Annotated in this window: 25 protein-coding genes, 1 tRNA gene and 1 pseudogene; all 27 read right to left on the bottom strand. The window is 59.4% G+C overall.

What is annotated here, in order from left to right:
- Window positions 1-84: 84 nt before the first annotated feature.
- A pseudogene (locus tag AC1MEA_RS24070) lies at window positions 85-1,068 on the bottom strand (cache domain-containing protein); the annotation flags it as partial.
- 501 nt (window positions 1,069-1,569) lie between these two features.
- Window positions 1,570-1,645, bottom strand: a tRNA-Asn gene (locus AC1MEA_RS24075).
- A gap of 75 nt (window positions 1,646-1,720) precedes the next feature.
- The gene (gene sodC, locus AC1MEA_RS24080) at window positions 1,721-2,242 is read right to left on the bottom strand and encodes a superoxide dismutase family protein (RefSeq protein WP_219060720.1); all 522 of its coding nucleotides are present in this window, start codon (window positions 2,240-2,242) and stop codon (window positions 1,721-1,723) included.
- Between the two features lie 89 nt (window positions 2,243-2,331).
- Window positions 2,332-2,748: an SRPBCC family protein gene (locus tag AC1MEA_RS24085; RefSeq protein WP_449633332.1), complete on the bottom strand. Its 417-nt coding sequence runs from the start codon at window positions 2,746-2,748 to the stop codon at window positions 2,332-2,334.
- A gap of 131 nt (window positions 2,749-2,879) precedes the next feature.
- On the bottom strand, window positions 2,880-3,629 hold the full coding sequence (phnP, locus tag AC1MEA_RS24090; protein ID WP_480417587.1) for a phosphonate metabolism protein PhnP: 750 nt from the start codon (window positions 3,627-3,629) through the stop codon (window positions 2,880-2,882).
- On the bottom strand, window positions 3,620-4,189 hold the full coding sequence (gene phnN, locus AC1MEA_RS24095) for a phosphonate metabolism protein/1,5-bisphosphokinase (PRPP-forming) PhnN (protein ID WP_480417588.1): 570 nt from the start codon (window positions 4,187-4,189) through the stop codon (window positions 3,620-3,622). The genes phnP and phnN overlap by 10 nt, the downstream gene beginning before the upstream one ends.
- The gene (locus AC1MEA_RS24100; RefSeq protein WP_480417589.1) at window positions 4,189-5,349 is read right to left on the bottom strand and encodes an alpha-D-ribose 1-methylphosphonate 5-triphosphate diphosphatase; all 1,161 of its coding nucleotides are present in this window, start codon (window positions 5,347-5,349) and stop codon (window positions 4,189-4,191) included. Before AC1MEA_RS24100 ends, phnN begins: the two co-directional genes overlap by 1 nt.
- Entirely contained in the window at window positions 5,343-6,059 is a 717-nt protein-coding gene (gene phnL, locus AC1MEA_RS24105; protein ID WP_480417590.1) for a phosphonate C-P lyase system protein PhnL, read from the bottom strand. The genes AC1MEA_RS24100 and phnL overlap by 7 nt, the downstream gene beginning before the upstream one ends.
- A gap of 55 nt (window positions 6,060-6,114) precedes the next feature.
- The gene (phnK, locus tag AC1MEA_RS24110; RefSeq protein WP_449633327.1) at window positions 6,115-6,939 is read right to left on the bottom strand and encodes a phosphonate C-P lyase system protein PhnK; all 825 of its coding nucleotides are present in this window, start codon (window positions 6,937-6,939) and stop codon (window positions 6,115-6,117) included.
- Entirely contained in the window at window positions 6,936-7,811 is an 876-nt protein-coding gene (locus AC1MEA_RS24115) for an alpha-D-ribose 1-methylphosphonate 5-phosphate C-P-lyase PhnJ (RefSeq protein WP_480417591.1), read from the bottom strand. Before AC1MEA_RS24115 ends, phnK begins: the two co-directional genes overlap by 4 nt.
- Complete coding sequence (locus tag AC1MEA_RS24120) at window positions 7,808-8,899, bottom strand: carbon-phosphorus lyase complex subunit (protein ID WP_480417592.1); 1,092 nt, start codon at window positions 8,897-8,899, stop codon at window positions 7,808-7,810. Before AC1MEA_RS24120 ends, AC1MEA_RS24115 begins: the two co-directional genes overlap by 4 nt.
- The gene (phnH, locus tag AC1MEA_RS24125; protein WP_480417593.1) at window positions 8,899-9,513 is read right to left on the bottom strand and encodes a phosphonate C-P lyase system protein PhnH; all 615 of its coding nucleotides are present in this window, start codon (window positions 9,511-9,513) and stop codon (window positions 8,899-8,901) included. Before phnH ends, AC1MEA_RS24120 begins: the two co-directional genes overlap by 1 nt.
- A complete protein-coding gene (gene phnG / locus AC1MEA_RS24130) occupies window positions 9,513-9,968 on the bottom strand; it encodes a phosphonate C-P lyase system protein PhnG (protein WP_480417594.1) in 456 nt (151 codons plus the stop codon). Before phnG ends, phnH begins: the two co-directional genes overlap by 1 nt.
- Window positions 9,969-9,982: 14 nt before the next feature.
- Window positions 9,983-10,687, bottom strand: coding sequence for a phosphonate metabolism transcriptional regulator PhnF (gene phnF / locus AC1MEA_RS24135; RefSeq protein ID WP_480417595.1), 705 nt, complete (start codon window positions 10,685-10,687; stop codon window positions 9,983-9,985).
- A 34-nt stretch (window positions 10,688-10,721) separates the two neighbouring features.
- Window positions 10,722-11,510, bottom strand: a complete 789-nt coding sequence (gene phnE / locus AC1MEA_RS24140) for a phosphonate ABC transporter, permease protein PhnE (RefSeq protein WP_219060708.1) — start codon at window positions 11,508-11,510, stop codon at window positions 10,722-10,724.
- 73 nt (window positions 11,511-11,583) lie between these two features.
- Window positions 11,584-12,594, bottom strand: a complete 1,011-nt coding sequence (gene phnD / locus AC1MEA_RS24145; RefSeq protein WP_219060707.1) for a phosphonate ABC transporter substrate-binding protein — start codon at window positions 12,592-12,594, stop codon at window positions 11,584-11,586.
- A gap of 57 nt (window positions 12,595-12,651) precedes the next feature.
- On the bottom strand, window positions 12,652-13,485 hold the full coding sequence (gene phnC / locus AC1MEA_RS24150; RefSeq protein WP_219060706.1) for a phosphonate ABC transporter ATP-binding protein: 834 nt from the start codon (window positions 13,483-13,485) through the stop codon (window positions 12,652-12,654).
- Window positions 13,486-13,684: 199 nt separating this feature from the next.
- Complete coding sequence (locus AC1MEA_RS24155) at window positions 13,685-14,677, bottom strand: oligopeptide/dipeptide ABC transporter ATP-binding protein (protein WP_480417596.1); 993 nt, start codon at window positions 14,675-14,677, stop codon at window positions 13,685-13,687.
- Window positions 14,674-15,699 carry an ABC transporter ATP-binding protein gene (locus tag AC1MEA_RS24160; protein ID WP_449633320.1) on the bottom strand — a complete coding sequence of 342 codons (1,026 nt, stop codon included), beginning with the start codon at window positions 15,697-15,699 and terminating at the stop codon, window positions 14,674-14,676. The genes AC1MEA_RS24155 and AC1MEA_RS24160 overlap by 4 nt, the downstream gene beginning before the upstream one ends.
- Before the next feature lie 2 nt (window positions 15,700-15,701).
- Window positions 15,702-16,601: a D,D-dipeptide ABC transporter permease gene (ddpC, locus tag AC1MEA_RS24165; protein ID WP_219060703.1), complete on the bottom strand. Its 900-nt coding sequence runs from the start codon at window positions 16,599-16,601 to the stop codon at window positions 15,702-15,704.
- 1 nt (window position 16,602) lies between these two features.
- Complete coding sequence (locus AC1MEA_RS24170; RefSeq protein WP_480417597.1) at window positions 16,603-17,619, bottom strand: ABC transporter permease; 1,017 nt, start codon at window positions 17,617-17,619, stop codon at window positions 16,603-16,605.
- Between the two features lie 108 nt (window positions 17,620-17,727).
- Window positions 17,728-19,284, bottom strand: coding sequence for an ABC transporter substrate-binding protein (locus AC1MEA_RS24175; RefSeq protein WP_480417598.1), 1,557 nt, complete (start codon window positions 19,282-19,284; stop codon window positions 17,728-17,730).
- 223 nt (window positions 19,285-19,507) lie between these two features.
- Entirely contained in the window at window positions 19,508-20,068 is a 561-nt protein-coding gene (ddpX, locus tag AC1MEA_RS24180) for a D-alanyl-D-alanine dipeptidase (RefSeq protein WP_449633318.1), read from the bottom strand.
- Between the two features lie 66 nt (window positions 20,069-20,134).
- A complete protein-coding gene (locus tag AC1MEA_RS24185) occupies window positions 20,135-20,995 on the bottom strand; it encodes a MurR/RpiR family transcriptional regulator (protein WP_219060699.1) in 861 nt (286 codons plus the stop codon).
- Between the two features lie 273 nt (window positions 20,996-21,268).
- The gene (mrdA, locus tag AC1MEA_RS24190; RefSeq protein WP_480417599.1) at window positions 21,269-23,158 is read right to left on the bottom strand and encodes a penicillin-binding protein 2; all 1,890 of its coding nucleotides are present in this window, start codon (window positions 23,156-23,158) and stop codon (window positions 21,269-21,271) included.
- Between the two features lie 144 nt (window positions 23,159-23,302).
- Window positions 23,303-24,097 (bottom strand): ABC transporter permease, encoded by a 795-nt coding sequence (locus AC1MEA_RS24195; protein WP_480417600.1) that lies wholly within the window; start codon window positions 24,095-24,097, stop codon window positions 23,303-23,305.
- Window positions 24,097-24,768 carry an ABC transporter ATP-binding protein gene (locus tag AC1MEA_RS24200; RefSeq protein WP_480918213.1) on the bottom strand — a complete coding sequence of 224 codons (672 nt, stop codon included), beginning with the start codon at window positions 24,766-24,768 and terminating at the stop codon, window positions 24,097-24,099. The genes AC1MEA_RS24195 and AC1MEA_RS24200 overlap by 1 nt, the downstream gene beginning before the upstream one ends.
- Window positions 24,769-24,890 lie beyond the last annotated feature (122 nt).

Raw genomic sequence — 24,890 nt, forward strand, 5'->3', positions numbered from 1 at the left:
CGAGGACACTTCGCGGATCGAGCCGTGAATTCGTTCAACGAAGTGGTTGAACGCAGTCCCCAGAATGCCAAATTCATCCTGAGTCTGGATGGTCAGGCGCTTGGTCAGGTCACCCTCACCTTCGGCGATGTCCTGCAGGGTGCGGGTCATGACATACAGGGGTTGCATCAGAAAACGGATCAGCATGCCGAGCAACGCAATGATGATGACGACCGCGATGATGGTCGCAACAATCGCAGAGGCCCGGAACTCGCTCAACATTGCGTAGGCTTTATCCTTATCCACGGACAGGCCGATGTACCAGCTAACCGAGGACAGGCCTTTGATAGGACTGAAGGTGACGATACGGGTTTTACCGTTGACCTGGACTTCACTGATATTGCCGCTGATCGGTGGCGTATCTTTCGGGTAAATGTCTTTGAGGGTTTTCATCACAAAGGCTTTGTCCGGGTGAACCAGGACTTTGCCGTCGGAGCTGACCAGAAAGGCATAACCCATGCCGTCGAAGTCCAGCGCGTTAATGCTGTCGGCAATGGTTTTCAGACTCAAATCACCACCCACTACCCCAAGGTTTTGACCGGCCTTTTGCACGGCATCAACGATGGAAATCACCAGCTCGCCAGTTGCCAGATCAATGTAGGGTTCAGTCAGTGCCGAAACGTTGCTGCCTTGCGCACCTTTGTACCAAGGCCGTATGCGTGGGTCGTAGCCATCCGGCATCTTACTGTCTGGCCGTATGGTAAAACTGCCATCCGAACCGCCGAGGTAAACGCTCATAAAGCTGGAAGTAAGCGCTTTCTGGTTGAGCACATTGCCCACGTTCGTTGCGTCGGGGTTGAGGGCAACGGATTGCGAGAGGTTTTCAATGAGCAGGGTCCGCCCGTTCAGCCAGGTCTGAATGTTGCCCGCAGTGGCGCTACCCATTTCTTGCAGGTAGTTCTTCAGATCGGTGCGAATCGCATTGCGCTGCAAGTAATCGTTGTAGAGGGTGAAGAGTGCGAAGGTTGTAATCACGATCAGCGAAGCGGCCAGCAGAATTTTATGGCTGAAGCGCAAATTGTTAGTCATGGCGTCTAGTGTCCGCTCGGGTCTTCATGACCAAGGGCACCCTTTCTCCGAAAGAGCGCGAACTGGGCATTATTTTTTGAAGGGCAAACTGGTTATTCCTCCGTTCCCTTGAGGAGCATCCGCGTTCTTCAGTCTTTTCTGGGCTATCGCTTCTGTATCGACAGTAACGAACTAAAGATTAACCAGAAATGTAAAAAATAATGCACAGCCATAGCGCGCGCCGATGCCCGGTTTTTTTAGACGAAAATGCACGCAAACGAGGTGCAGAAATACGTTACCAAGCGGGCGGCAGGAATAGCGGAAGGGTATGAAAGCAGATTGGGTACAGGCACTGTGTGGCCTGCGTTGCCCACGTAAAGCGTTGGGCAATGAGCTGATAAATCCAGCGAACCGCGTGGTGATCGATGCACTGGAGCAACGACAATAACGGTTGCGCGTCTGAATTGATCAGAAGCGTGCAAGCAAGCGCTCAACTGCCTGAAACTTGCACCTTGAAGAAAATGGCTCCACGACCTGGACTCGAACCAGGGACCCAATGATTAACAGTCATTTGCTCTACCAACTGAGCTATCGCGGAATGTGGTCTATGTTACTGATTGAAAAGGGCAAGTCAAGCCTTCGGCAAAAAATTCCTTACCCTACCCGACCAAAATCAGATGACCCCACAGGCCATGCGACTACCGCCACCACCCAGCGGTTTTGGCATGTCGGCATGGTTGTCGCCCCCGGCATGGACCATCAACGCATGGCCATCGATGTCGGAAATTTTCTTGATACGTGGCGCCAGCACCGGATAGGTCGCGGTGCCATCGGCATTTACGTAGATTGCAGGCAGATCGCCCATATGGCCATTGCCGTACGGGCCAAGGTGCTTGTTGGTGCCCAGTGGATCGAAATGCCCCCCGGCCGCCTCTGCCGCAGACTTTTTACCGTCTTTCAATCCGGCCTCACAGCTGCCGTTCTGATGCACGTGAAAACCATGCACCCCAACAGGCAACGATTTCAGGTTGGGCGTAAACAGCACCCCATACTCTGTCTCGCTAAGCGTAACCGAACCAATGGCCTGGGGCAGACCGTCAGCGCTCACCAGGCTCATCGAGACTTCTTTCGAGGCTGCCTGGGCAACGCCGCACGACATTACCCCCATCAATACCCACCAGCCATACAATTTCATGGTGCCTCCAGAGCTTATCGAAAAGAGCCTGAATTATAAGAAAGAACACTTGTCAGCGGCGCTTCCTACACATTACGACACGATGAACTTCAGCCTGGGAAGTTAGCCTTGAGTGCCTCAAGGCCACCGCTATAGACTCCGCTGAACAGCTCGACGGCTTCTGCATCGGTCACGCCGGCCGGGGTGAAACTGCCCGACCATTCGACTTGAGTCATCTGTTTGCCGGCCATTTCCAGGACCTGCACCTTCGCCAGATAATCTGTAACAGGGAATGGCCCCTGATCAATGGAATACGTGTACGTACGCGCCTTGTCATCGAACGTCTGGAGTCGCTCGACGATCACCGTGCCATCGCCGGTCTCCAAATGACGCACGCGCCCACCCTCGCCCGGTTCGCTTTTGGCGATGAGCGGCAACCAGTCGGGGAGCGAGTTGAAGCCGCCTATCAGTTGCCAGACTTGATCGGCAGTCGCCGGAATTTCGATCGTTGCAGACGCTTTAGCCACGGTATTTCTCCAAGCAGGATTCAAGGGATCGGAAAAGGCTCAACTGGCCCGGCGGCTGACTTCATCTACTTCAGACGCACGCTGAATCATAACGTTCAGCAACGCGTTACTGCGCGAGCGCCACTGCCTTGTCACACCACCATACCATCATGCGCAACGATCACCCGTGCGGGCAGTTGATGCGCCTCATCGAGCAGCCAGGCATCCAGCGTGTGGCCAATATGGGTTAACACCGCCTGTTGTGGTTGCAGTTCGGCGATGCAAGCCAGGGCCAGGTTGAGGTCGTTGTGGTTGCGAGGCGTTTGCGGCTGAGGGGGCATGGAGCAGTCCAGCACCAGTACATCGAGGGGCTGGCGTTGCAGAAAATCGCGAGTCGGCTCAGGCAGGCCGACGGTGTCGGTAAGGTAAGCGATGCGTCGCCCCTCGCCTTCGAGCAGGTAACCCAGCGTGGGTTTTGAATGCATCAACGGCACCGCGGTCACGCTCAGGCCGCCCAACTGTCGGGTTTCGAAGGCAGCAAAGGGCCGACTGAAGTCGAGGATACCCGGGTGTTTGTACAGGTCGGAAAAGCCCTCTGGATCAACCGGGCCATGTACCGGAATGACCCATCCCTGGCCCCAACGCAAATGCAGCAGGCCTTGTGCGTGGTCAGCGTGGTAATGGGTTTGCAGGATGCCGTTAAAGCTGCGCGGCGGGAAACGCTCGGTGAGGTCGGTCAGCCCCGTGTCGATCAACCAGCGTTGGCCGGCGCATTCAATCAGGGCACTGCACGGTAGACGGCGCAAGCGCTGGTCCGAGCGTGCAACGGCGCACGCCGGACAGTCGCAACCATAGACCGGCACCTGACGTGCATCGCCGGTGCCGAGCAAGGTCAGGCGCATGAAGGCTCTTTGCCCATCAGTTGCAATAACCGTTCGAGCGTCTGCTCGAGGGGGCCGGAGTTGTCCAAGAGCCACAACGCCTTATCCTCGGCCGCCATCAAGGTTGCGGCAAAATCGGCATTGCGCGCCAATCGTGCTTCGATCTCCGGCAATGATTCGCGACCACGGGCCTGCAAACGCTGACGCAACACGGCCTGATCAACGGTTAGCAGCAGCGCGAGCAAACCCGGATAGCGTTGATGCGCTTGGGGCAGATAAGCACGGGAGCCGTTGACCAGAACATCCAGCCCGGCCTCCAGCCATTCGTCGATTTCCTTTGGAATACCGTAGTGCAAGCCATTGGCTTGCCAGCTCAAGGCGAACGCACCCTCGCCTTGCATCGCTATGAACTGCTCGACGCTGACCGCTTGCGCCGCCTCACCGACCGCCTCAGCCGAACGGGTGATGACGCGCCGCACGATCCGGCAGCCCTGATCGGCCAACGGCTCACGTGCGGCATCGAGCAGGCTGTCCTTGCCCGAACCTGAAGGTCCGATGAGATAGATCAACCTGCCCGCCATCAAAACACCCTCTTCGCTTGTCGCCAAACCTGTTGAATCACCGGCAGCCCGCCCTGGTTTCTAGCGTGAACCAGGTCGGCGCGCAGCCCTACCCGGATCTCGCCCCGGTCGTTGAGCCCTGCGGCCTGGGCCGGTGCGCGACTGACCATACCGACGGCACGAGGCAGATCGCAATCGTTATGCCGCTTGTCTTCGTTCTGGGCAGCCAACATAAACGCCGCCTGCAGCAGACTGGCCGGATAATAATCGCTGGAGAGGATATCCAGTAGTCCTTCTTTAGCAAGGTCGGCCGCCGCCACATTGCCCGAGTGCGAACCGCCACGCACGATGTTCGGTGCGCCCATCAACACCCCCATGCCCAGACGATGACAGCCCCGCGCCGCTTCCAGGGTGGTCGGGAACTCAGCGATGGTCATCCCGTAGCGGGCCGATTCTTCGACGTGCGCCAGGGTCGCATCATCGTGACTGGCCACCGACAGACCACGTGCCAGGCAATCCTCGACGATGGCACGCCGGTAACGGCTGCTGAACTCACGGGAGTTAGCCATCTGCGTGACAATGAACGCGTCCATCTCGACCGTCGTCAGATGATACTTACCCATGTAGTACTCGCGGTACTTGGACTCCAGGGCGAATTGACGCTGACCTGGCGAATGGTCCATGACCGACACCAGTTGCACCAGCGGATTCTCCACCAGGTCGCGGAACACGCTCAGGGTGTCCGGGTGGCACAGCTCACAACGCAGGTGCAGACGGTGTTCGGCGCGGGTCAGGCCGGCGGCATTGGCGGTAGCGATGGCGTCGAGCATCGCGGGCAATTTCTGCATGCGATTGCCCTTGGGGTTTACGTCACCGATGGACAGCGCGTCGAACACCGTAGTGATGCCCGCAGCCACGATCTGCGCGTCATGGCTGAGCACCGCCGAGGTCGATGGCCAGTCAACACCGGGGCGCGGCGTCATGTGTTTTTCCAGGTTATCAGTGTGCAGCTCAATCAGACCCGGCAGCAGGTAATCGCCTTGCAGGTCTTGTGCTTGAGGCAGCCTGCTAATGCCCTCGTCCACCTCGACGATCAAGCCGTTGCGCAGCACCACCGTGCCGTTGAAAACCCGATCGGCGGTGACCAGTTGCGCGTTGCTAAGGATCTGTTCGGTCAGCATGGCTGTGATTCCTTTGCTGTCGGGGCACTCGGGGTCATGTCGAGGTGGCGGTCGGCGACCGCTTCACGGGCGGCACGGTCGTGGAAGATGCCAATCAAGGCGGCACCTCCCGCTTTGGCTTCGTTCATCAGTTCCAGCACGACCTTGCGATTGGTGTCGTCCAGCGACGCCGTGGGCTCATCCAGCAGCATCACGGGCCAGGCGACCATAAAGCCGCGAGCGATGTTCACCCGCTGCTGCTCGCCGCCGGAAAAGGTGCCGGGCGCCAGTTGCCACAGGCGCTGCGGAATATTCAGTCGCGCCAGCAGGTTTTCTGCGCGGGCCTTGGCCAACGTCCTCGACCAGCCCCGCGCCAGTGCCGGCTCCATGACTATGTCCAGGCTGGCGACACGCGGGATCACCCGCAGAAACTGGCTGACATAGCCAAGGGTTTGCTGGCGCACGGCCAACACATCACGCGGTTGGGCGCCGACCAGTTCCAGCCAGTCACCGGCATGTCGCACACGAATGCTGCCACCCGCCGGCAGATAGTTGCCGTACAGAGTGCGCAGCAAGGTACTTTTGCCCGCGCCGGACTGCCCGTGCAGCACCAGGCATTCGCCTGCGTCGACGGTGAAGCTCAGGCCGTCGAGCACGTTGAGCACTACACCGTTCTGCTGGTGCAGCGTGAAGGTTTTTGAGAGGTCGCGGACCTCGATCAGCCTGTTCATCAAGCACACCCCAAAAAGACGACGGTGGCCGGGGATCGCCCGGCGGATGGACGGATCACGGTTGCAGCACCGAAGACACCAGCAACTGCGAATACGGATGCTGCGGGTCATCAAGGATCTGATCGGTCAACCCGGCCTCCACAACGTTGGAGCGCCGCATGACCATCAGCCGGTCGGCCAACAATCGCGCCACGGCCAGGTCATGGGTGACAATCACCACCGCCAGGTCCAGCTCCCGCACCAGCCCCCGTAACAGGTCAAGCAAGCGCGCCTGGACCGAAACGTCGAGGCCTCCGGTCGGCTCGTCCATGAACACCAGGCGCGGGCCGGAAACCAGGTTGCGGGCGATCTGCAAGCGCTGCTGCATGCCGCCAGAGAACGTACGCGGCAGGTCGTCAATGCGCAGCGGATCGATTTCCACCTGGGTCAACCAGTCGATCCCGGCGGCACGCAATTGCCCATAATTGCGTACGCCCTGCGCCATCAGTCGCTCGCCGATGTTGGCGCCAGCCGACACGCCCATGCGCAGACCATCGCGCGGGCTCTGTTCAACAAACCCCCATTCGGTGCGCAACAACGTGCGGCGTTCGGCTTCGCTCGCGCTGTAGAGGTCGAGCCAGCCGCCTTCTTTACGTCGATATGCAACGGCACCGCTGTCGGGCGGGCAACGGCCGCTGAGCAATGACAACAAGGTCGATTTGCCCGACCCGGACTCGCCGACAATGCCCAATACTTCGCCGGGGTACAGGTCGAAGCTCACATCCTGACAGCCCTTCTCTGGCCCGTATAAGCGCGACAGACCCCGTACTTCGAGCAGCGGCTGCGCACGGTCGGCTTGCCGGTCCCGCAGCCGCTGCGAGTGATGCACTGGGTTGTTCATTGAGCGGCCTCCTGTTCATTGCTGCGCTGGGCGCAGTAGTCGGTGTCCGAGCAGACGAAGCTCTGGGTGCCCGCGTCGTCGAGAATCAGTTCATCCAGATACGAATCGCGGCTGCCGCAGATCGCGCAACACGCTTCCCACGTCTGGATTTCAAACGGGTGATCCTCAAAATCCAGACTCACCACCCGGGTGTAAGGCGGTACGGCGTACAGGCGTTTTTCACGACCGGCGCCGAACAACATCAGCGCCGGGCTCATGTCGAGTTTCGGGTTGTCGAATTTTGGAATCGGCGAGGGGTCCATCACATAGCGTTCATCGACCATCACCGGGTAGGCATAGCTGGTGGCGATGTGGCCGAAGGTGGCGATGTCCTCGTAGAGTTTCACGTGCATCACCCCGTAATCGTTGAGCGCGTGCATGGTCCGGGTCTCGGTTTCCGACGGTTCGATAAAACGCAGCGGCTCCGGGATTGGCACCTGATAGACCATGATCTGATCCGCGTGCAGCGGGGTTTCCGGGATCCGGTGACGGGTCTGGATCACCGTTGCTTCCGGCGTGCGCTCGGTGGTCGCGATGCCTGCCGTACGGGCAAAAAAGCGCCGAATCGAGACCGCATTCGTGGTGTCGTCCGCGCCCTGATCGATGACCTTGAGCACATCATCGGCCCCCAGAATCGCGGCGGTCATTTGCATGCCGCCCGTGCCCCAGCCATACGGCAGCGGCATTTCGCGGCCGCCGAAGGGCACCTGATAGCCGGGAATCGCCACGGCCTTGAGCAGGCCGCGCCGGATCATGCGTTTGGTTTGTTCGTCGAGATAAGCGAAGTTGTAGGCCTCGTCACGCGCAGGTCTGTCGGTCATTACGCTGTTCATTGTGGGTTCTCCTGCACGGTGGACTGAGCGGCTGCGGGCTTGCGCAGCTTGCGGATCAGTTCCAGCTCGGACTGGAAGTCAACGTAGTGCGGAAGCTTGAGGTGCGACACGAAACCGGCCGCCTCGACGTTGTCGCAATGGCTGAGGACAAACTCCTCCTGCTGCGCCGGCGACTGGATTTCTTCGTTGAACTCATCGGCCCGCAGTGAGCGGTCCACCAAAGCCATGCCCATGGCTTTACGCTCGGCATACCCAAACGCCAGGCCGTAGCCTCGGGTGAACTGCGCCAGTTCCGCGCCAGAACCGACGAACTGGTTGACCATCTCGCACTCGGTCACCTCGATGGCGCCAATGGCGATGGGGAAGCCGAGCTCTTCCGGCTCAATCCAGACCTCCACTTCACCGATGCGGATTTCCCCGGCGAACGGGTGATTACGGCCGTAGCCACGCTGGGTGGAATAGCCCAGCGCCAGCAGAAATCCTTCATCGCCACGAGCCAGCGCCTGCAAGCGCTGAGCACGGCTGGAAGGGAACTCCAGTGGATCCCGAGTGATGTCGGCGACGGCTTCACCTTTGTCGGATTCGTTTTTGATCAGGCCTTCTCTGGCCAACAAACCGAGGACTCGCGGACACGGCTCCAGTGTCGCGCCCTCCTCTACGCGCGGCCCTGGGTGCTCGCCTTCGGCCAGCAACGTGAAGTCCAGTAAGCGATGGGTGTAGTCGAAGGTCGGGCCCAACAGTTGCCCGCCCGGTACATCCTTGAAGGTTGCGGATAAGCGTCGGCTCAGTTGCATGACCGAAGTATCAATCGGCAGGCTGGCGCTGAAACGTGGCAGCGTGGTGCGATAGGCGCGCAGCAGGAAGATCGCTTCGATCAAATCCCCAGCAGCCTGTTTGATCGCCAGCGCGGCCAGTTGCTCGTCGTACAGCGAACCCTCGCTCATCACCCGGGCCACGGCCAATGGCAGTTGCTGGCGAATCTGCTCGACGCCCAGTTCCGCAATCGTGGTGTCGCCACGACGCTTTCTTGCCAACAAACGGTGGGCATTGTCGATGGCCTGTTCGCCACCTTTTACGGCTACGTACATCAGGCAAACTCCTCAGCCAGGGGTGTGGGTTCGAGGCAATTGATACGGGTGCTGCGCGGCAGACCGATGACGCTATGCCCTGCGAGGAAAAACGCATCCAGCCCTCGGGGGAAATCGTTGCGTGCGTTGCGCTCGCGCCAGAACCCTTCAGACAGTGGCAAGGCGACCCGGTTTTCGTGTTGGATACCGGGGCCGCGCCACGCCAGAGGACGCCCGCCGTCGAGCTGAGCCAACTGGATCAATAAGGTGCAGGACTGATCGGGGTAACGGTCATTGCCCAGGTCGAAACCCTGTAAATCACCAAGTTCGCTGTCGTCGAGCAACGCAAAACGGGCCTGTTCACGACGGCTGACCATCGCGCAGCCGCAGTGAAAGGCCAGGTTGGCGCGGATCATCGGTGTATCGAATGCCGGCGCCAGCCACAGCGGGGTGTCGACATCGAGCAGCGCCAGACACAGCGCGTAGCTCGCTGGCGCCAGCCCTTCCAGAGGCGGGGCCTGTTCCAGCGGCTGAGCCACACCCGGTCCGGCCAGAGCCTTGAGCGCCGCACGGAAGCTGCGTTGGGCGTCCAACACAGGGTCGGCAAATGCGGGTTGCAAAAGGGTTGCACTCATCAGTCTTCTCCTCGGACCAAGGTAAAGAACTCGACCTTAGTCGCTGCGGTTTCGGCGTCTTTTTGGGCGCGGCGTGCGGCGTGCGCACGGGCCAGGGGTTCGATCAACTCACTCAACCAGCGGGCCTGCTGCGAGCCTTGCAGATGCGCGTCGGCCAGCGCGGCCAGTTCGGCATGCGCCTTGTCGCGTCCGGCGAGGTAGCTGTAGCCGGTGCGCCCATCCGCCAGGCGTACCACACAGCGGGTCACGCTCATCTCACCGACGTTGAATGGCGCACCAGTGCCGCCCATGCGACCACGGACCAGGGTCATGCCGATTTCCGGAGCGCGAATCAGTTGGTATTCGGTGTCACGCAGGGCTGCTTCATGGCCACTCAATTCGCCACGGTGGGCACGGGCAAGCACGCCGATCCACTGTTGACGGGCTGCGTGCGGGGCTACAGGAGCGGAACTCATCGTCGGCATCTCCATCATGTGATGACCTGATATTGGAAACGGTCCGAGCGGCTGGTGGACTGCGCAAGCTCCACGGGCTGGCCGGACGAATCACGGGAAAGGGTAAAAACGCTGAGCGCGGGCAAATGCCGGGGCATGAGCAACAACCCCGCCTCCTCACGACTCGGCAGGCGCGCACCGATCAGGCTGAACGTACGGGTCAACGGCAGGTCGCGCTCCGCGAAGAACTGACGCAGCGAGCCCCCGGCATACGGCGCCAGCAACTCGGTTCGGCTGGCGCAGTAACGGTGACGAATCAAGCTCACGGGCTGACCATCGACCATGCGCAGTGTTTGCAGCTCAATCAGCGGTGCCTGATCGGCCAAGCCCAAGTGCCTCGCCTCATCGCGGTTGGCCAGGCAACTGCGCCGCTGCAGCAGCCGGGCTTCAACCCCGTGCCCGAGCGCCGACAACGACTGGCTGTAGGCGCTTTCTGCAACCAGCGGATAGATCAGCGGACGCTCCAGCACCTGAGTGCCCCGGCCCTGGCGACGCAACACGCTGCCATCGAGCACCAACTCATCAATGGCGCGGCGCACGGTATGCCGGTTAACGGAAAATCGTGCGGCCAGGCGGATCTCCGCGGGCAGATAATCCCCGGCCCGATAATCGCCGAGCTCCCGGCGCAAGGTGTCTGCCAACTCGCGGTAAACGGGTTCAATTTGTCTAGACAACTGCATGGTTAAAAAAAAGCGCCGTTCGGCACCCTCTCCGTCAAATGAATTGTTTGCGCAGGCGTTGCGACAGGACGTCGATCACGCTCACCACGACGATAATCACCAGCAATACGGCGCAGGTCTGAACGAACTGGAAAGACCGAATGTTCTCCCAGAGAATCACCCCGATCCCGCCAGCACCGACCATCCCGACCACCGTGGCCGAGCGCACGTTGGACTCGAAGCGGTACAGCGCGTAGGAAATCCACAGCGGCATGACTTGCGGGATGACCCCATAGATGACCTCTTGCAGGGCGCTGGCGCCGGTCGCACGCACGCCTTCGACGGGACCGGGGTCAATGGCCTCGACCGCTTCAGCAAACAGCTTGGCGAGGACTCCCGTGGTACTGATCCACAACGCCAGAACGCCAGCGAACGGACCCAGACCGACCGCGACCACAAACAGCATCGCGAACACCATTTCGTTGATTGAACGGAACGAGTCCATGACCCGGCGCAATGGCTGATGAATCCACCACGGGGTGATGTTATCGGCGCACAGAATTCCCAACGGAACCGAGCAGACAATCGCCAGCACCGTGCCCCAGAGTGCGATCTGCACGGTGACGATCATTTCTTTGAGGTACGAGCGCCATTCGCGGAAGTCTGGCGGGAAGAAGTCGCCTGCGAAGGTCGCCATGTTTCCTGCATCGCGGTACAGCGCCAGCGGGTTCATCTCAGCGCCATGCCAGGCCCAGGCCAGCATGGCGAGGAACAGGCCCCAGCCCACATATTGCGGCCAGGTACGTTTGCCGACGGCTTCAGCATGTGCAGCATTGGAAGTCATAAACGGCTCTCAAATAGGGCAGCCATAAAAGGCTGCGATGACGCGACGCGCTGGGGCGTCGCGTCGGCAGGCGTCAACCGGCGCTGGCGCTGGAGGTGCTCTTCTTTTCCAGATCGCTGATTCGCTCTTGCAGCTTGGCCAGACCCGCATCGAGCTCTTTCAGTCGCTCGGCTTTTTCTTTGGCGTCGAGGGTGGTGCTGGCATTGACTTCGGTGCGCTGCTTGAACAGATCAAGCTGGCGGATCGGCAGTAATTGGTCGTCGGAGGACGGCAGGAACTTGCTCAACTGCATGTCTTTGAGCACGGCCTTTTCGTGGTCGGTGTCGCCATAGGTGGCGAAGAACTCGCGAATTTTGCCCTTATCGACGTCTGACAGACCTTTGTTCCAGACCATCGGGTCGGCGGGGATTAATGGCGACTTCCAGATGACCTTGAGCATGGCTGCCTGGTCCGGTTGGGTGACGACCAGACGGTCCCAGCTTTCAGTGTTGAAGGTGGCAACGTCGAGTTGGCCTTTGGCCACGCTCAAGGCGTTCACTTCATGGCTGGAGTTGAGCGTGCGTTTGAAGGCGGTGGCGGCATTCACATTGTTCTTGGCGAAGACGTAGTAGCCCGGCACCAGATAGCCAGAAGTGGAATTTGGATCACCGTTGCCGAAGGTCAGGTCCTTGGCGTTTTTGAGCATGTCTTCGACCGAGTTTATTGGACTGTCCTTGCGCACGATCAACAGGCTCCAGTAACCGGCTGCCCCATTGGCGGCAGCGGTCTGGGCAAAGATTTCACCGTTGGAACGGTCCACGGCTTCCATCGCGCCCTTGTTACCCAGCCAGGCGATATCGACCTTATTGAAGCGCATACCCTGAATCAATCCGGCATAGTCGGAGGCGAAGGTCGCGTTGACTTTAAGACCGGTTTTTTTCGACATATCGTCGAGAAACGGCTGCCAGACGCTTCGCAGATTGGTCGAAGACTCGGTGGACATAAGGCCAAAGTTGATGACTTTTTCTTCAGCCTGAGCGGTACCCAGGAAGCAGGTAGCCAATAAAGCGGCAGACGCGAAAACACGACCCATACGATTCAACATGGAGGGATTCCTGAAGGTGGCGTTGGTGGTTTGTTTTTTAGAGCAACTGCAACGAAATCAGGCCCGCGCAAGCGCCAGTTTTAACGGTCTTTCGGCGCTGCGAGCTTTGTCGGAGAACAGAAGACTGCTGTCCAGATCCGCGCCGTACAGGTCGTTGAGAAGCGAGGTACTGAGTGCTTCAGCGGCGCCATCAAAATGAATGCGCCCGGCTTTGAGGGCCACGGCGCGCTGGCAATAACGCACGGCGTAATCCACCTGATGCAGGGTGACGACGACGGTCTTGCCGTCACGGCGATTGATATCGGCGAGGATTTCCATGACCTTGCGTGCGGACTCAGGGTCCAGTGACGCGATAGGTTCATCGGCCAGAATAACGTCGGCACGCTGGGTCAACGCACGGGCAATCGCCACGCGTTGTTGTTGACCGCCTGAAAGGGTCGAAGCGCGCTGCGTGGCGAGATCGGCCAGCCCCACGCGGTCCAGGGACTCCATCGCCCACTGTTTTTCCTGAGCATTGAACAGGCCCAGATTGCCGCGCCAACCGGGCATGCGCCCCAGACAACCGAGTAACACGTTGTCCAGCACGCTGAGGCGATTGACCAGATTGAACTGTTGGAAGATGTAGCCGATATCGGCGCGCAGCTGGCGGACGTTGCCATTCAGGCGGCCTGAGGCCTGCACTTCGCGGCCCAGCACCTGCACACTGCCACCGTTGGTGCGATCGCAGCGCGCCAGCCCGGCCATGTGGCGTAACAGCGTCGATTTCCCGGAACCGGAAGCACCGATCAGCGCGACCATTTCACCGGGTTGTATAGACAACGCAAGATCAACCAAAGCAGTCTTGCGAGCAAAAGTCTTGTTCAGACGGTCGACATGGATAGCTGCGTTCATGGGCTTCTCTGTCTGGTTGAACAGCCTTTGCACGGCTGCGTTTGTGTGCAACTGACAGTAAAGAGAAGGTGTTTCAGGCCCATGACCTGGGGATGACAGTAAGGTAACGATTGGTTGACGGTTTGTAGACGCCCTCATTCACTCACCGACTACCGGTCGGTGAGTGCTTCAAACACTGGCGTTTTCTGACGCGTCGGGGTCAGACCGTCACAGATTCCAAGTGGCAGCGCACCAGGTTATCGCCCGTAGCGCCCTTCGCTGCCAACAACCCCTGAGGTTTGTCGCAGCCGATGGTGGCGCGCGGGCAGCGGTCGCGGAAGAAGCAGCCGGTGGGCAGGTTGCGGTTGCCGGGCAATTCAGTCGGGGCGGCGACCTGGGCGTTATCAATCGGCGCACCAAGACGCGGTACCGCGTCCAGCAACAATCGCGTGTAAGGGTGCCGTGGGTGATCGAGCACTTCGGCGGCGCTGCCCAGTTCGACGATTTGCCCCAGGTACATCACGGCCACACGGTCAGCCATGTGCCGGACGACCGAAACGTTGTGCGAGATCAGGATGTAGGTCAGGTCGCGACTGCGTTGCAGTTCACTCAGCAAGTTGAGAATCTGCGCTTGCACCGAAATGTCCAGTGCCGAGGTCGGTTCGTCGAGGACGATGATGTCCGGGTTGGACGACAGTGCTCGGGCGATGGCAATACGTTGCCGCTGCCCACCGGAAAACTGGTGGGCGAAGCGGTCCATGTACTCGGTGCGAATGCCCACTTGAGCTGCAACTTTGGCTGCGATATCGCGCATTTCTCGACGCGGGACAGCACGCTGGACGAACAGCGGCTCGGTGATGATTTTCCAGATCGGCAGACGCGGATCGAGAGACGACTGCGGGTCCTGAAACACGATCTGCACATTACTGCTGCGCTCGCGGGCGTCGTTATAGATCCAGTCCAGCGTCCCGCTGGTGGGTTTGATCAGCCCCATCAACAGTTGCGCCAACGTACTTTTGCCACAGCCGGACTCACCGACCACGCCGAGGGTTTCACCGGCGCGAACGTCCAGATCAATACCGTTCAAGGCATGGGCCAGGCCCTTGGGGCGACCCAGCCAGTCGCTGCCCACCGGAAAATGTACCCGCACATCGCTCAGGCCAAGAATCGCCGCGTTGTCGCTGGGCAGTCGTTTACGTGCAGTGCTGATCATGATGATTGTTCCTGTACAGTCAGCCAGCAGGCGCTCTTGCGCAGGCCTTCGGCGTCAATGGCTTGCAAGGGCGGACGTTTGCTGCAGACCGGCATCGCGTACTGACAGCGGTCGCGGAACGTGCAACCTGCGGGCAACGCGGCAAGATTAGGGACCTGGCCAGGAATGGTCATCAGGTCTTCACCCGGCTGCACTTGCTCCGGCAGGCCGCTGAGCAAACCGCGGGTATAGGGATGGCGCGGATCGACCATGACCTCGCCGGTTGCACCCTGCTCCACCACGGCACCGGTGTACATCACGTAGACCCGATCGCAGAACTGCGACACCAGCGCCATATCATGGGTGATCAACAGGATTGCGGTGCCACGCTCGCGGGCTTTTTCCCGTAACAGCAGCAACACCTGACGTTGCACGGTGACGTCCAGTGCAGTGGTCGGCTCGTCGGCGATCAGCAACTGCGGATCGCAGGAAAAAGCCAAAGCAATCATCACCCGCTGACGCATGCCGCCGGACAGCTCGAAGGGGTAGTTTTCCAACACCTGCTCAGGGTCGGCAATGTGCATGTCACGCAACAGACCAATGGCCTTGGCCCGTGCATCGGCCTTGCTCAAGTGCTGGTGATGAATGATCACATCGAGCATCTGTCGACCGATGCGGCGGGTCGGGTTAAGCGCGGTCATCGGCTCCTGGAAAATCATCGCGACGTCACGGCCACGGACTTTAAGCAGGTCCTTTTCTTTGGCCGCGAGCATGTCGCGACCCAGAATGTGCAGGCTGCCGCCACTGACGTGGTAACTGCGTTCGGGCAACAGGCGCAGGCTGAGCATGGCGGTGACTGATTTACCCGAACCGGACTCGCCGATCACGCCGACGATTTCGCCAGGATTGACGTGCAGCGAAACGCCGTTGAGGGCCTTGACGGTGCTGCGGTAAGCGGGAAACTCCACGCTCAGATTGTCGATGGTCAGGACCGGGGTATTCGCGTTCGGCACGTGTGCGCTCACTTCTGGAGAGGTCTGCATGGTCATTTCCCCTGTTGACGCGGATCGAGCAAGTCCCGCACGCCGTCGCCCAGCAGATTGAATCCGGTCGCCGTGACCAGGATCGCCAGGCCGGGGAATGTCGAATACCACCAATGGTCGAGGATGTAGTTACGCCCCGTGGCGACCATTGCGCCCCACTCCGCCGTCGGTTGCTGCGCGCCAAGTCCGATGAAGCCCAGGGCCGAAGCCATGAGGATCGCGCTGCCAATGTCCAGGCTCAGTTGCACCAACAACGGCGGCATGGCATTGCGCGCCACGTGCCAGAGCACGATGTGCCAGCGCCCGGCGCCGAAGGTCTGCGCGGCCTTGACGTAACCCATCTGACGGATGCTCAACGCTTGCCCTCGGGCCAGTCGCACATAGAACGGAATCCGCACCAGAGTGATCGCCAACATGGCGTTGAACAGGCTCGGGCCCAACGCGGCAGCCAGGGCCATGATCAACACCAGCGACGGCACCGAGAGCATGATGTCCATCAAGCGCATGGTCAGGCTGTCAAAACGCCCGCCGATGACCCCGGACATGCAGCCCAGCAACCCTCCGATCAAACACGAGGAAAAGGCCACGAACAGGCCGACACCGACCGATTGCTGACTGCCGTATAACACTCGACTGAACAGGTCACGGCCGACTTCATCGGTGCCGAACCAGTGCGCGGCGGAAGGTGGTGCCAGGCGATGCACCAGGTCCAGTGCGTTGGGGTCATGGGGCGCCAGCCACGGCGCGAACGCCATGCACAGCAGGACGACCAGGGAGATCGCCAGGCCCGCCATGGTCAGCGGGCTGCGGCGAATCTGGTAGGCCAGGTAGGCGAACCTTTCCCGCCAGCGCGGGGTTTGAGCGAGCGGCGCGATGGTCAGCGGGTTAACGGGAATAGACATGTCAGTTGACCTCGCCAATGCGGGGGTCGATCACGCGGTAGAGCAGATCGATGGCCATGTTGAGCAGTACATAAATGAAGGACACCCAAATCGCGAAACCCATCACTGCCGGAAAATCCAGGGACTGAATCGACTTGACCACGTACGCGCCCATGCCTGGCCAGGCGAAGACCGTTTCGGTGAGCACCGCACCGTAGAGCAGGTCGCCCAGGGTCAGGCCCAATACCGTCACCGACGGGATCAACGCATTCGGCAGCGCATGGCGCAGAATTACCGCCCAGCGCGACAAGCCGTAGGCGCGCGCAGTGCGGATGTAATCCTCACCAAGCTGGTCGAGCATCGCCGAGCGTATTTGCCGCGCCACCACCCCCAGGTTAACGAAACCCAGGGTCACGGCAGGCAGGATCAAATGCTGCAAGGCGTTGGAGAACAGCGCCATGTCGCCTGTGAGCAATGAATCGATCAAGTAAAAGCCGGTAAAGGTCGGCGGCGGCTCAAGGCCCTCATCGAGGCGGCCGCTGCCGGGCAACCAGCCCAAATGCCCGTAAAACAGCACGATCAAGCCCAGCCCGAGCCAGAACGCCGGGGTGGAAATACCGGTGACCGCCAGGGTCCGTGCGATCTGATCAATGGCGCGATTGTGGTACACCGCCGACAGCACACCCAATGGCACGCCGATCAGTATCGACAGGATCAGCGCCGCCAGCGCCAGCTCCAGAGTCGCCGGGAAATACGCCTGCAAATCTTCGAGCACCGGTCGACTGGTGCGGATCGAAGTGCCGAGGTCGCCCTGCAACAGGTCAAGCATGTAGCGGCCATATTGCTGATACAGCGGCAGGTCCAGCCCCAATTGATGGCGGATGTTGGCGACGATGGCATCGCTGGCACGGTCGCCAGCAATCAGTCGGGCCGGATCGCCGGGGATCAGATGGGAAATCGCAAAGGTGATCAACGAAACGCCCACAACGACCAGCAACAGGCCGAACAGACGTTTGCGCAACATATTCAGGAAGGCCATCAGGCACCTCGGTAACGCTTCGGATCGGCAGCTATAGACGTCTGCCGTGGGCACAACGCTGCAACAACCCACCCTTTACAGGTGGGTCGCTGGAGCGATAACGACGACTTACTTGGTGATGGTGTCGATGTTGAATACTTGTTCAAGCATCGGGTTGAACACGTAACCTTTGACTGCGTCACGCATCGGCAGCGTGTAGCTCTTCTGGTACAGGTAGGCGTAGACACTGTCGTTAAGGACAATTTTCTGCGCTTGCTGATACAGCTCGACGCGCTTGGCGGTGTCGTTGTTCGACGCGGCCTCTCGGATCAATTTATCGACGACCGGGTTGTCATAGAACGAGCGATTGCCCGCCAGGCCTTGCAGCTTGGAGTCGAACCAATAGTTCATGAACATGTAGGGGTCGGCGAAATCCGGGCTCCAGGAGCCGATGGCGATATCGAAATCACCCGTACCCAGGCGCTCACGCAGGGTCGCGTTGGCCAGTTTCTCCAGCTTGAGATTGACCCCCAGCGGTGCCAGGCCTGCCTGCAAGGTCAAACCGATAGGCTCCCAGTTAGGGTCCTTGTCCGAATACATGAAGTTCAGGCTGCCGATTTTCTCCGGGACTTTCGCCAGGTCGGCCTTGGCCTTGGCTACGTCCTGCTTCATCGGCGGCAACGCCGAATCGTAGGCCCACATGCCCTGTGGGATCGGCCCGTTCATGGGTTTGGCTTTGCCCTTGAGAATGCCGTTGATGATGCCGTCATAATCCAGCGCATCGACGATAGCCCTGCGTGCATCCGGGTTGCTCATCGGCGCTTTTTTGTTGTTCAGGTACAGGTACGTGACCCGCAGCGACGGATAGTCGCGAACCACTACGCCGGCTTTTTTGCCCAGCGCATCGAGCTGGTCTTCGGGCATGTCTTCAATGATGTCGAGGTCACCGCGCTCCAGCTGCAAGCGGCGTACCGAAGCCTCACCAATGATTTTGATCACGACTTTTTTCAGCGTTGGCTTGGGGCCAGAAAAGTAGGTGTTCTGCTCCATGGTCAAGGACTGGCCTTTCTGCCATGAGGTCAGGCGGAAGGCACCAGAACCCGCGGTATGGGTCGACAGGTAGGCGTTGACGTCAGCGGTCTTCTTCGCGACGTCCGGGTTGATGATCGCCCCGCCGTTATGCGCAAGGGTATAGAGGAACGGCGCGTACGGTGCTTTCAGGGTAAAGCGCACGGTCATCGGATCGACCACTGTCACCACCATGTCGTCGGGGAACGCAGCGGACGGGCCTTGCTTGAGTTTCATCAACCTGTCGAAAGAAAACTTTACCGCGTTGGCGTCCACTTCGGCGCCATCATCGAACAGGTTGCCGGGTTTGATCTTGAATTCCCAAATCAAGCTGTCGGCTGATGTGGTCCAGCTGGCGGCCAGATCGCCCTGCACCTCGGTGCTGCCCTTGCCGTTCTCGACCTTGTAGGCCACCAGTTTCTGGTACGCAGGATAGGTCACGGTCCAGTCGTTGTTATCGATGGTCACGGCCGGGTCGAGGGTCTGCGGGTCGGCAGGTTTGCCGATCATCAGCGTGTCTTGCGGCACGGCGGCGCTGGCCGACTGCCAGGCACCGAGACCCAGAGCCGAACACAGCAAGGCCATGGCCAATTTGCGCGGGGTGAAGATTAGATTCATGCCGGTTCCTTGATCATTCGATATGTGGAAGTTCGTCAGGTTTTTTATTAAAGCTATACCGGGCAGTTAAAGCTCGACCACTCGCAATGAGCGTTCGAAAACGGCCAATCCTTGCCTGTTCTGGATAAGGATTGCACCGGATTTACGCCGGGATTCATTGTCGTCCCGGTCATGTCAGGCTGTGTCACAGTCAAGCAGGTGTCATCTATTCAGTGGTTATCCGTCAGTGGTTGGCCGGACGGATAGAACCGTCGTCAATCAAGGGATAGCGCTCGGCGTCGGGCAATTCGTAATGCCACCATTCGCTGGCAATCGGCTGGAACCCCGCGCTCAGCATGATCCCCAGCAGCAACAAACGGTTGCGCTGCACAGCGGCAGGCAGGTCGGCGAAGAACTGGTGTGACTGCTCACGCATGTCATCGAAACCGGTGCCCATGTCCAGCGGCTGGCCGTCGGCATCGATCAACGTCAAATCGACCGCCACGCCACGGCTATGGTGCGAGCCGAGTGTCGGATCACGCACGTATTCCGGATTAGGCAACGCCTGCCACAACAACAGTTGGGCATACGGCGGGCGGTAGGCATCGAGGATGCGCAGGCTCAACCCTGCCTGGCGCGCCAGACGGCTGGCCATGCGCAGGCAGCGTTCGGCGTCGTGGTGCAACAAGCAGCGTGGATCTTGATAAATCGGTGTGCCAGCCAGGTTATCGGCGCCAGCGTAGATCAGATCGATTTCGACCTGCAGCGCGTGGGCATCGACTTCGACAAGTAGGCTGCTGTTCACGTAAACACTCCAATCAAAAGTAAGACGCTGGTCATCATGTTGCCGGTTTGATCGCCCTGAGCAGCGCTATTCAAACTGGCCAAAAAGCTCTTGCAGGTGCCGGTTTTTCGCCAGACGCTCGTCCAGACGGTCACCGTATTTTTCCGCCACGGCCGACACCATCAGGTTGAACAGGCATGTCAGCGGTGCCAGGGAATCCCAAAACTGACCCACGTCGGTCTTCAGTTGCAACAGGTCCATGGGGTAATCCCTGGCCCACGGACAGTGAAAATCGGTGACTAATGCCAAGGGCAGATTGTTGCTGCTGGCAACCTCGCAAAACGTGCGGGCCACGCTGGAATAGGTACGGAAGTCGGAAATGATCGCGTAGGGATTCTCGAAACTTGAGTTCAGGGATTCCGCGTAAGTCCCGGACAGGCCATCGACGTAGTAGACCTTGGGCCGGATGTATTCGAGGTGGCTGTGAAACGCGTTGAGGATGCCGCGAGTGGTCTGAATGCCGACAATAAACACCGCATCGGCGGCGTACAGGTGCTCGACAATGTGGGCAAACTGTTCGCTCCGGGCCAGGCCGTACACATGCTGAATAGCGTCCAGTTCCCGGCTCAGCGAGCGGTCCAGAGCATCGCCGTGAGTGGCTTCTTCACGGAAGGCGCCAAGCCGGTCGGTGATCAGCCAGGTATTACCCGAGTCGCCGCGCAAACTTTGTTTGACGTCGTCCAGATTACGGTAGCCCAGCGAACGCAAGAAGCGCCCGACCGAGATGCCGGTGGTTCCAGTTTGCTGCGCGATGCTGTCAGCTGTTTCGAAGGGCAACTTCTGAGGGTTGGCCAACAGGTAACCGGCGATACGCTTCCCGGTCGGCGTCAGGCCAGTGAAGCGCTGTTCCAGCGTCACCAGAAAACTGCTTTTTTCAGTGGGATTCATGCCGGACTCAACGCTCTGGTGCAGCAGAGAATGTTAGAAGCTAGTCACCAAGCCTCAATATGTTATCAACATAACATTCAATTTCAGACGGATACAACGGCTTTTTTGCAGAAATTTTCAGGAAGGTTTTTATTGATTCACAGTGGTGCACGACGAAGCAGGAGCGCCCGGTTTACGGGCACAAACCGGGATCTGATCAGCCCACTTCGCGGGCAAACGCACGTCCTGTTGAAGCGCATTTGTTCGCGAATAACGTGAGCTTGATGCGGCGTATCAGACGTGCGGCTCACCCGGCACTTTGACCGGCGTCGCATATTGCGGCTTCAAGTGGCCTTCCTTGTCGAGCAACCAGGCGTCCATTACCTGGCGCACGACAGGACCCGCCACACGACCGCCCGCTTCACCGTTTTCAATCATGACCGAGACCGCGATTTTCGGATGTGCCGCCGGGGCGAAGCCAACGAACAAGGCGTTGTCGCGGTTGCGCTCCAGGGTTTTCAAGCGGTTGTAGCGCTCACCCTGTTTGATCGCAACCACCTGGGCCGTGCCGCTTTTACCGGCAATCCGGTATTGCGCGCCAAGGGCAGAGGCCCGGGCAATGCCGCGCGGGTCATGCATCACCATCTGCATTCCGTGATTGACCTGATCCCATTCACTGGAGTCATGCAGCACGATGTTGGGCATCGGGTGTTCATCGACCGGCGTCACACCGTCGACGGTTTTCGCCAGATGAGGCCGATTCCACACGCCTTTGTTGGCAATCAGCGCGGTGGCCTGGGCCAGTTGCAGCGGTGTCACCTGCATATACCCCTGCCCGATACCCAAGATGACGGTTTCACCCGGGAACCAGACCTGACGTCGCGTGGCCCGCTTCCACTCACGGGAAGGCATCAGCCCCGCCGACTCCTCAAACATGTCCAGCGACACTTTTTGCCCCAGGCCAAACATGGTCATGTAGTCATGCATGCGATCGATGCCGAGCTTGTGCGCCAGCGTGTAGAAATAGGTGTCGTTGGAACGCATGATGGCGGCATCCATGTCCACCCAACCGTCACCACTGTGGTTCCAGTTTCGGTATTTGTGGTCGTAATCCGGCAACTGAAAATAGCCTGGATCGAACACCCGGGTCTGCGCGGTTACGACACTGCTGTCCAGCCCTGCAATCGCAACCTCTGGCTTGATCGTCGAGCCGGGCGCATACAACCCGCGCAACACCCTGTTGAACAAGGGCCGGTCGACAGAGTCACGCAGCGCTGCGTATTCCTTGAAGCTGATACCGGTGACGAACAGATTGGGATCGAAACTGGGCTTGCTGACCATGGCCAGTACTTCGCCGGTTTCCGGGTCCAGCGCCACCACTGAACCGCGTCGATCTCCCAGGGCATCTTCCGCCGCTTCCTGAAGACCGATATCCAGGCTCAGGACGATGCTTTTGCCGGGGATAGGGTCCGTGTGCTTGAGCACGCGTAACACCCGCCCTTGCGCATTGGTTTCGACCTCTTCATAGCCGACCCGGCCATGCAGCTCAGACTCGTAGAAGCGCTCGATGCCGGTCTTGCCGATCGATTGAGTGCCGCGATAATCCACCGACAGTTGCTTGGACTCTTTTTCGTTGATCCGGCCCACATAGCCAATGGAATGGGCAAAATGCGCGCCCAACGGGTAATGCCGAACGAACTGCGGCTCGACGTCGATCCCCGGCAGGCGGAACTGATTGACGGCGACCAAGGCAATTTGTTCTTCGGTCAACTCATACAGCAGCGTCACAGGGTCGAAGCGATGACGGGCCTGCTTCAGATCCTTGTCGAACAAAATCCGGTCTTCTTCAGGCAACTGAAGAATGCTGATGAGGGAGTCCAGCACCTGACTCCAGTCCCCAGACCGCTCGCGGGTCATGATCAGGTTGAAACTGGGTCGATTGTCCGCCAGCACCACACCATTACGGTCGTAGATCAGGCCTCTTTCCGGCGGGATCGGCAGCACATGCACCCGATTGTTCTCTGAAATCGTCGAGTGATAGGCAAACTCGGTTACCTGCAGAAAATACATTCTGCCCACCAGAATGCAGCTCAACACGGCCACGAGCAGACCACACGCCAGCAAACGCTTATTGACCAGCTGCGTCTCTTTCTCGTGGTCCTTTAAGGGAATTGGTTCAGGCATTTCTACAGCTTCTCGTTAAAAAGGGAAAAACGTCACAAATTGTGACGCACAATACCAAGAAGTGCCCCCGAATATTGCAGTGCTGATCAACGGCAGTGCTGCCACGCCGACGAACCGACGGGCGCAAGGTGGTGTCATGGCCGACTATTTACGCGCCATCAGTTTCGACGCCAAAAACCGGTGATCCGCTGAAAACAGCCGCCGGTAGGTGAGCAATACAGCACACACCGTTCCCAGCGCCGACGCCGCCGCGATCAGAAACATAATGATGATTTGATAGCGCACCGCCTGAATCGGCGACTGGCCCGCCAGCACCTGCCCCGTCATCATCCCGGGCAGGCTGACCAGTCCGACCACGGTCATTTGATTAAGCGTTGGGATCATCCCGGCACGTACCGCCTGGCGGGCCGGGCCTTGTGCGGCCTCCCAGCGGGTAGCGCCGAGGGCAAGACTCATTTCCACGACGTTGCGCTCGGTCGTCAATTCCTGAGTCATCCGCTCAATACCCAGCGACACCCCGGTCAGGGTATTGCCGAGAATCATCCCGAGAATGGGGATTGCATACTGCGGCTCATACCAGGGATGAATCCGAATAACAGCGAACAGCCCCACAGCTGTGACCAGCCATGAACTCAGCCAGATCGACGCAATGCTGTCGATACGCTGCCCCGCATACGTCCGTTTGCCTCGACCTGAGGCCGACAGCCCCGCAATCAAGGTCATCCCGGCCATCAACGGCAGCACGACATACCATTGGGCGAAGTTAAAGACCCAGCCCAGTACATATCCGATGGCGAGTAGCTGCACCACGGTGCGGATCGCCGCCCAAAGCAGCTTGCGCTCCAGATCAAGCTTCAGGACAAGGGACAGCACGCCGTTAATCAGGATCAACGAGGACGCAATACCAATATCCAGTAGCGATAGGTTCTGATATTCCATCAGGTCGTGTACTCGCTCAGTGTGCCTGCCTGCATCGTCAATCTGCGCTCACTCATGCGCTGAGCCTGCTCTTGATCATGGGAAATCCAGATGAAGGCGCGATCATCCTGTTTGGCGCCACTGAACCAGGCCGACACCAGTGACTCGATTTCCCGAGATGATTCGGGATCCAGTGACGCGGTGGGTTCATCGAGCAGAAGCACATCAGGCTGTAATTGCAGAACCCTGATCAATGCTGCAATTTGCGCTTCGCCCCCCGACAGTTCGCTGGATTGCTGGTCGAGAAAGCGCTCATCCCGGCCGGCCTGCTCGGCCAACCGTAAGGCGGCGGCGCGGTCGAAGGTAAGGTCGTGATAAACCTTCAAGCTGAAGGGGTAACGCAGATTGTCTTCGACCGTGCCCTCAAGCATTGCGGGGCGCTGAGCGATGTAACTGACGTGGCGGCGATACGCCGGAATCCCGGAACCCGACACCGGTTTATCGCGCCAAAAAACGCTGCCCTCCTCCAGCGGATCAAGCAGCGCCAGGGCACGAAGAAATACACTTTTCCCCGACCCCGACGGCCCCGTGAGGGCGACGCGATCTCCACCTGCCAAGGTGAAATCCGTAGGATTAAGCAAACACTTATGGGTTTTCGCGTCGTTTCGGACCAGCCCTGACGCTTTTATCAAGATCACTCGACAGCTGTCCCTATATAGAAAGCAGCCGTCTCATCACCGCCAGTCGCGGTGTGATGCACAACGCGTGCGTCGCTCTTCATCCCTGTTCCCCTGATCAATAGCCGCAGTGCCGC

The organism is Pseudomonas sp. ASL8 (genome assembly GCF_056680355.1).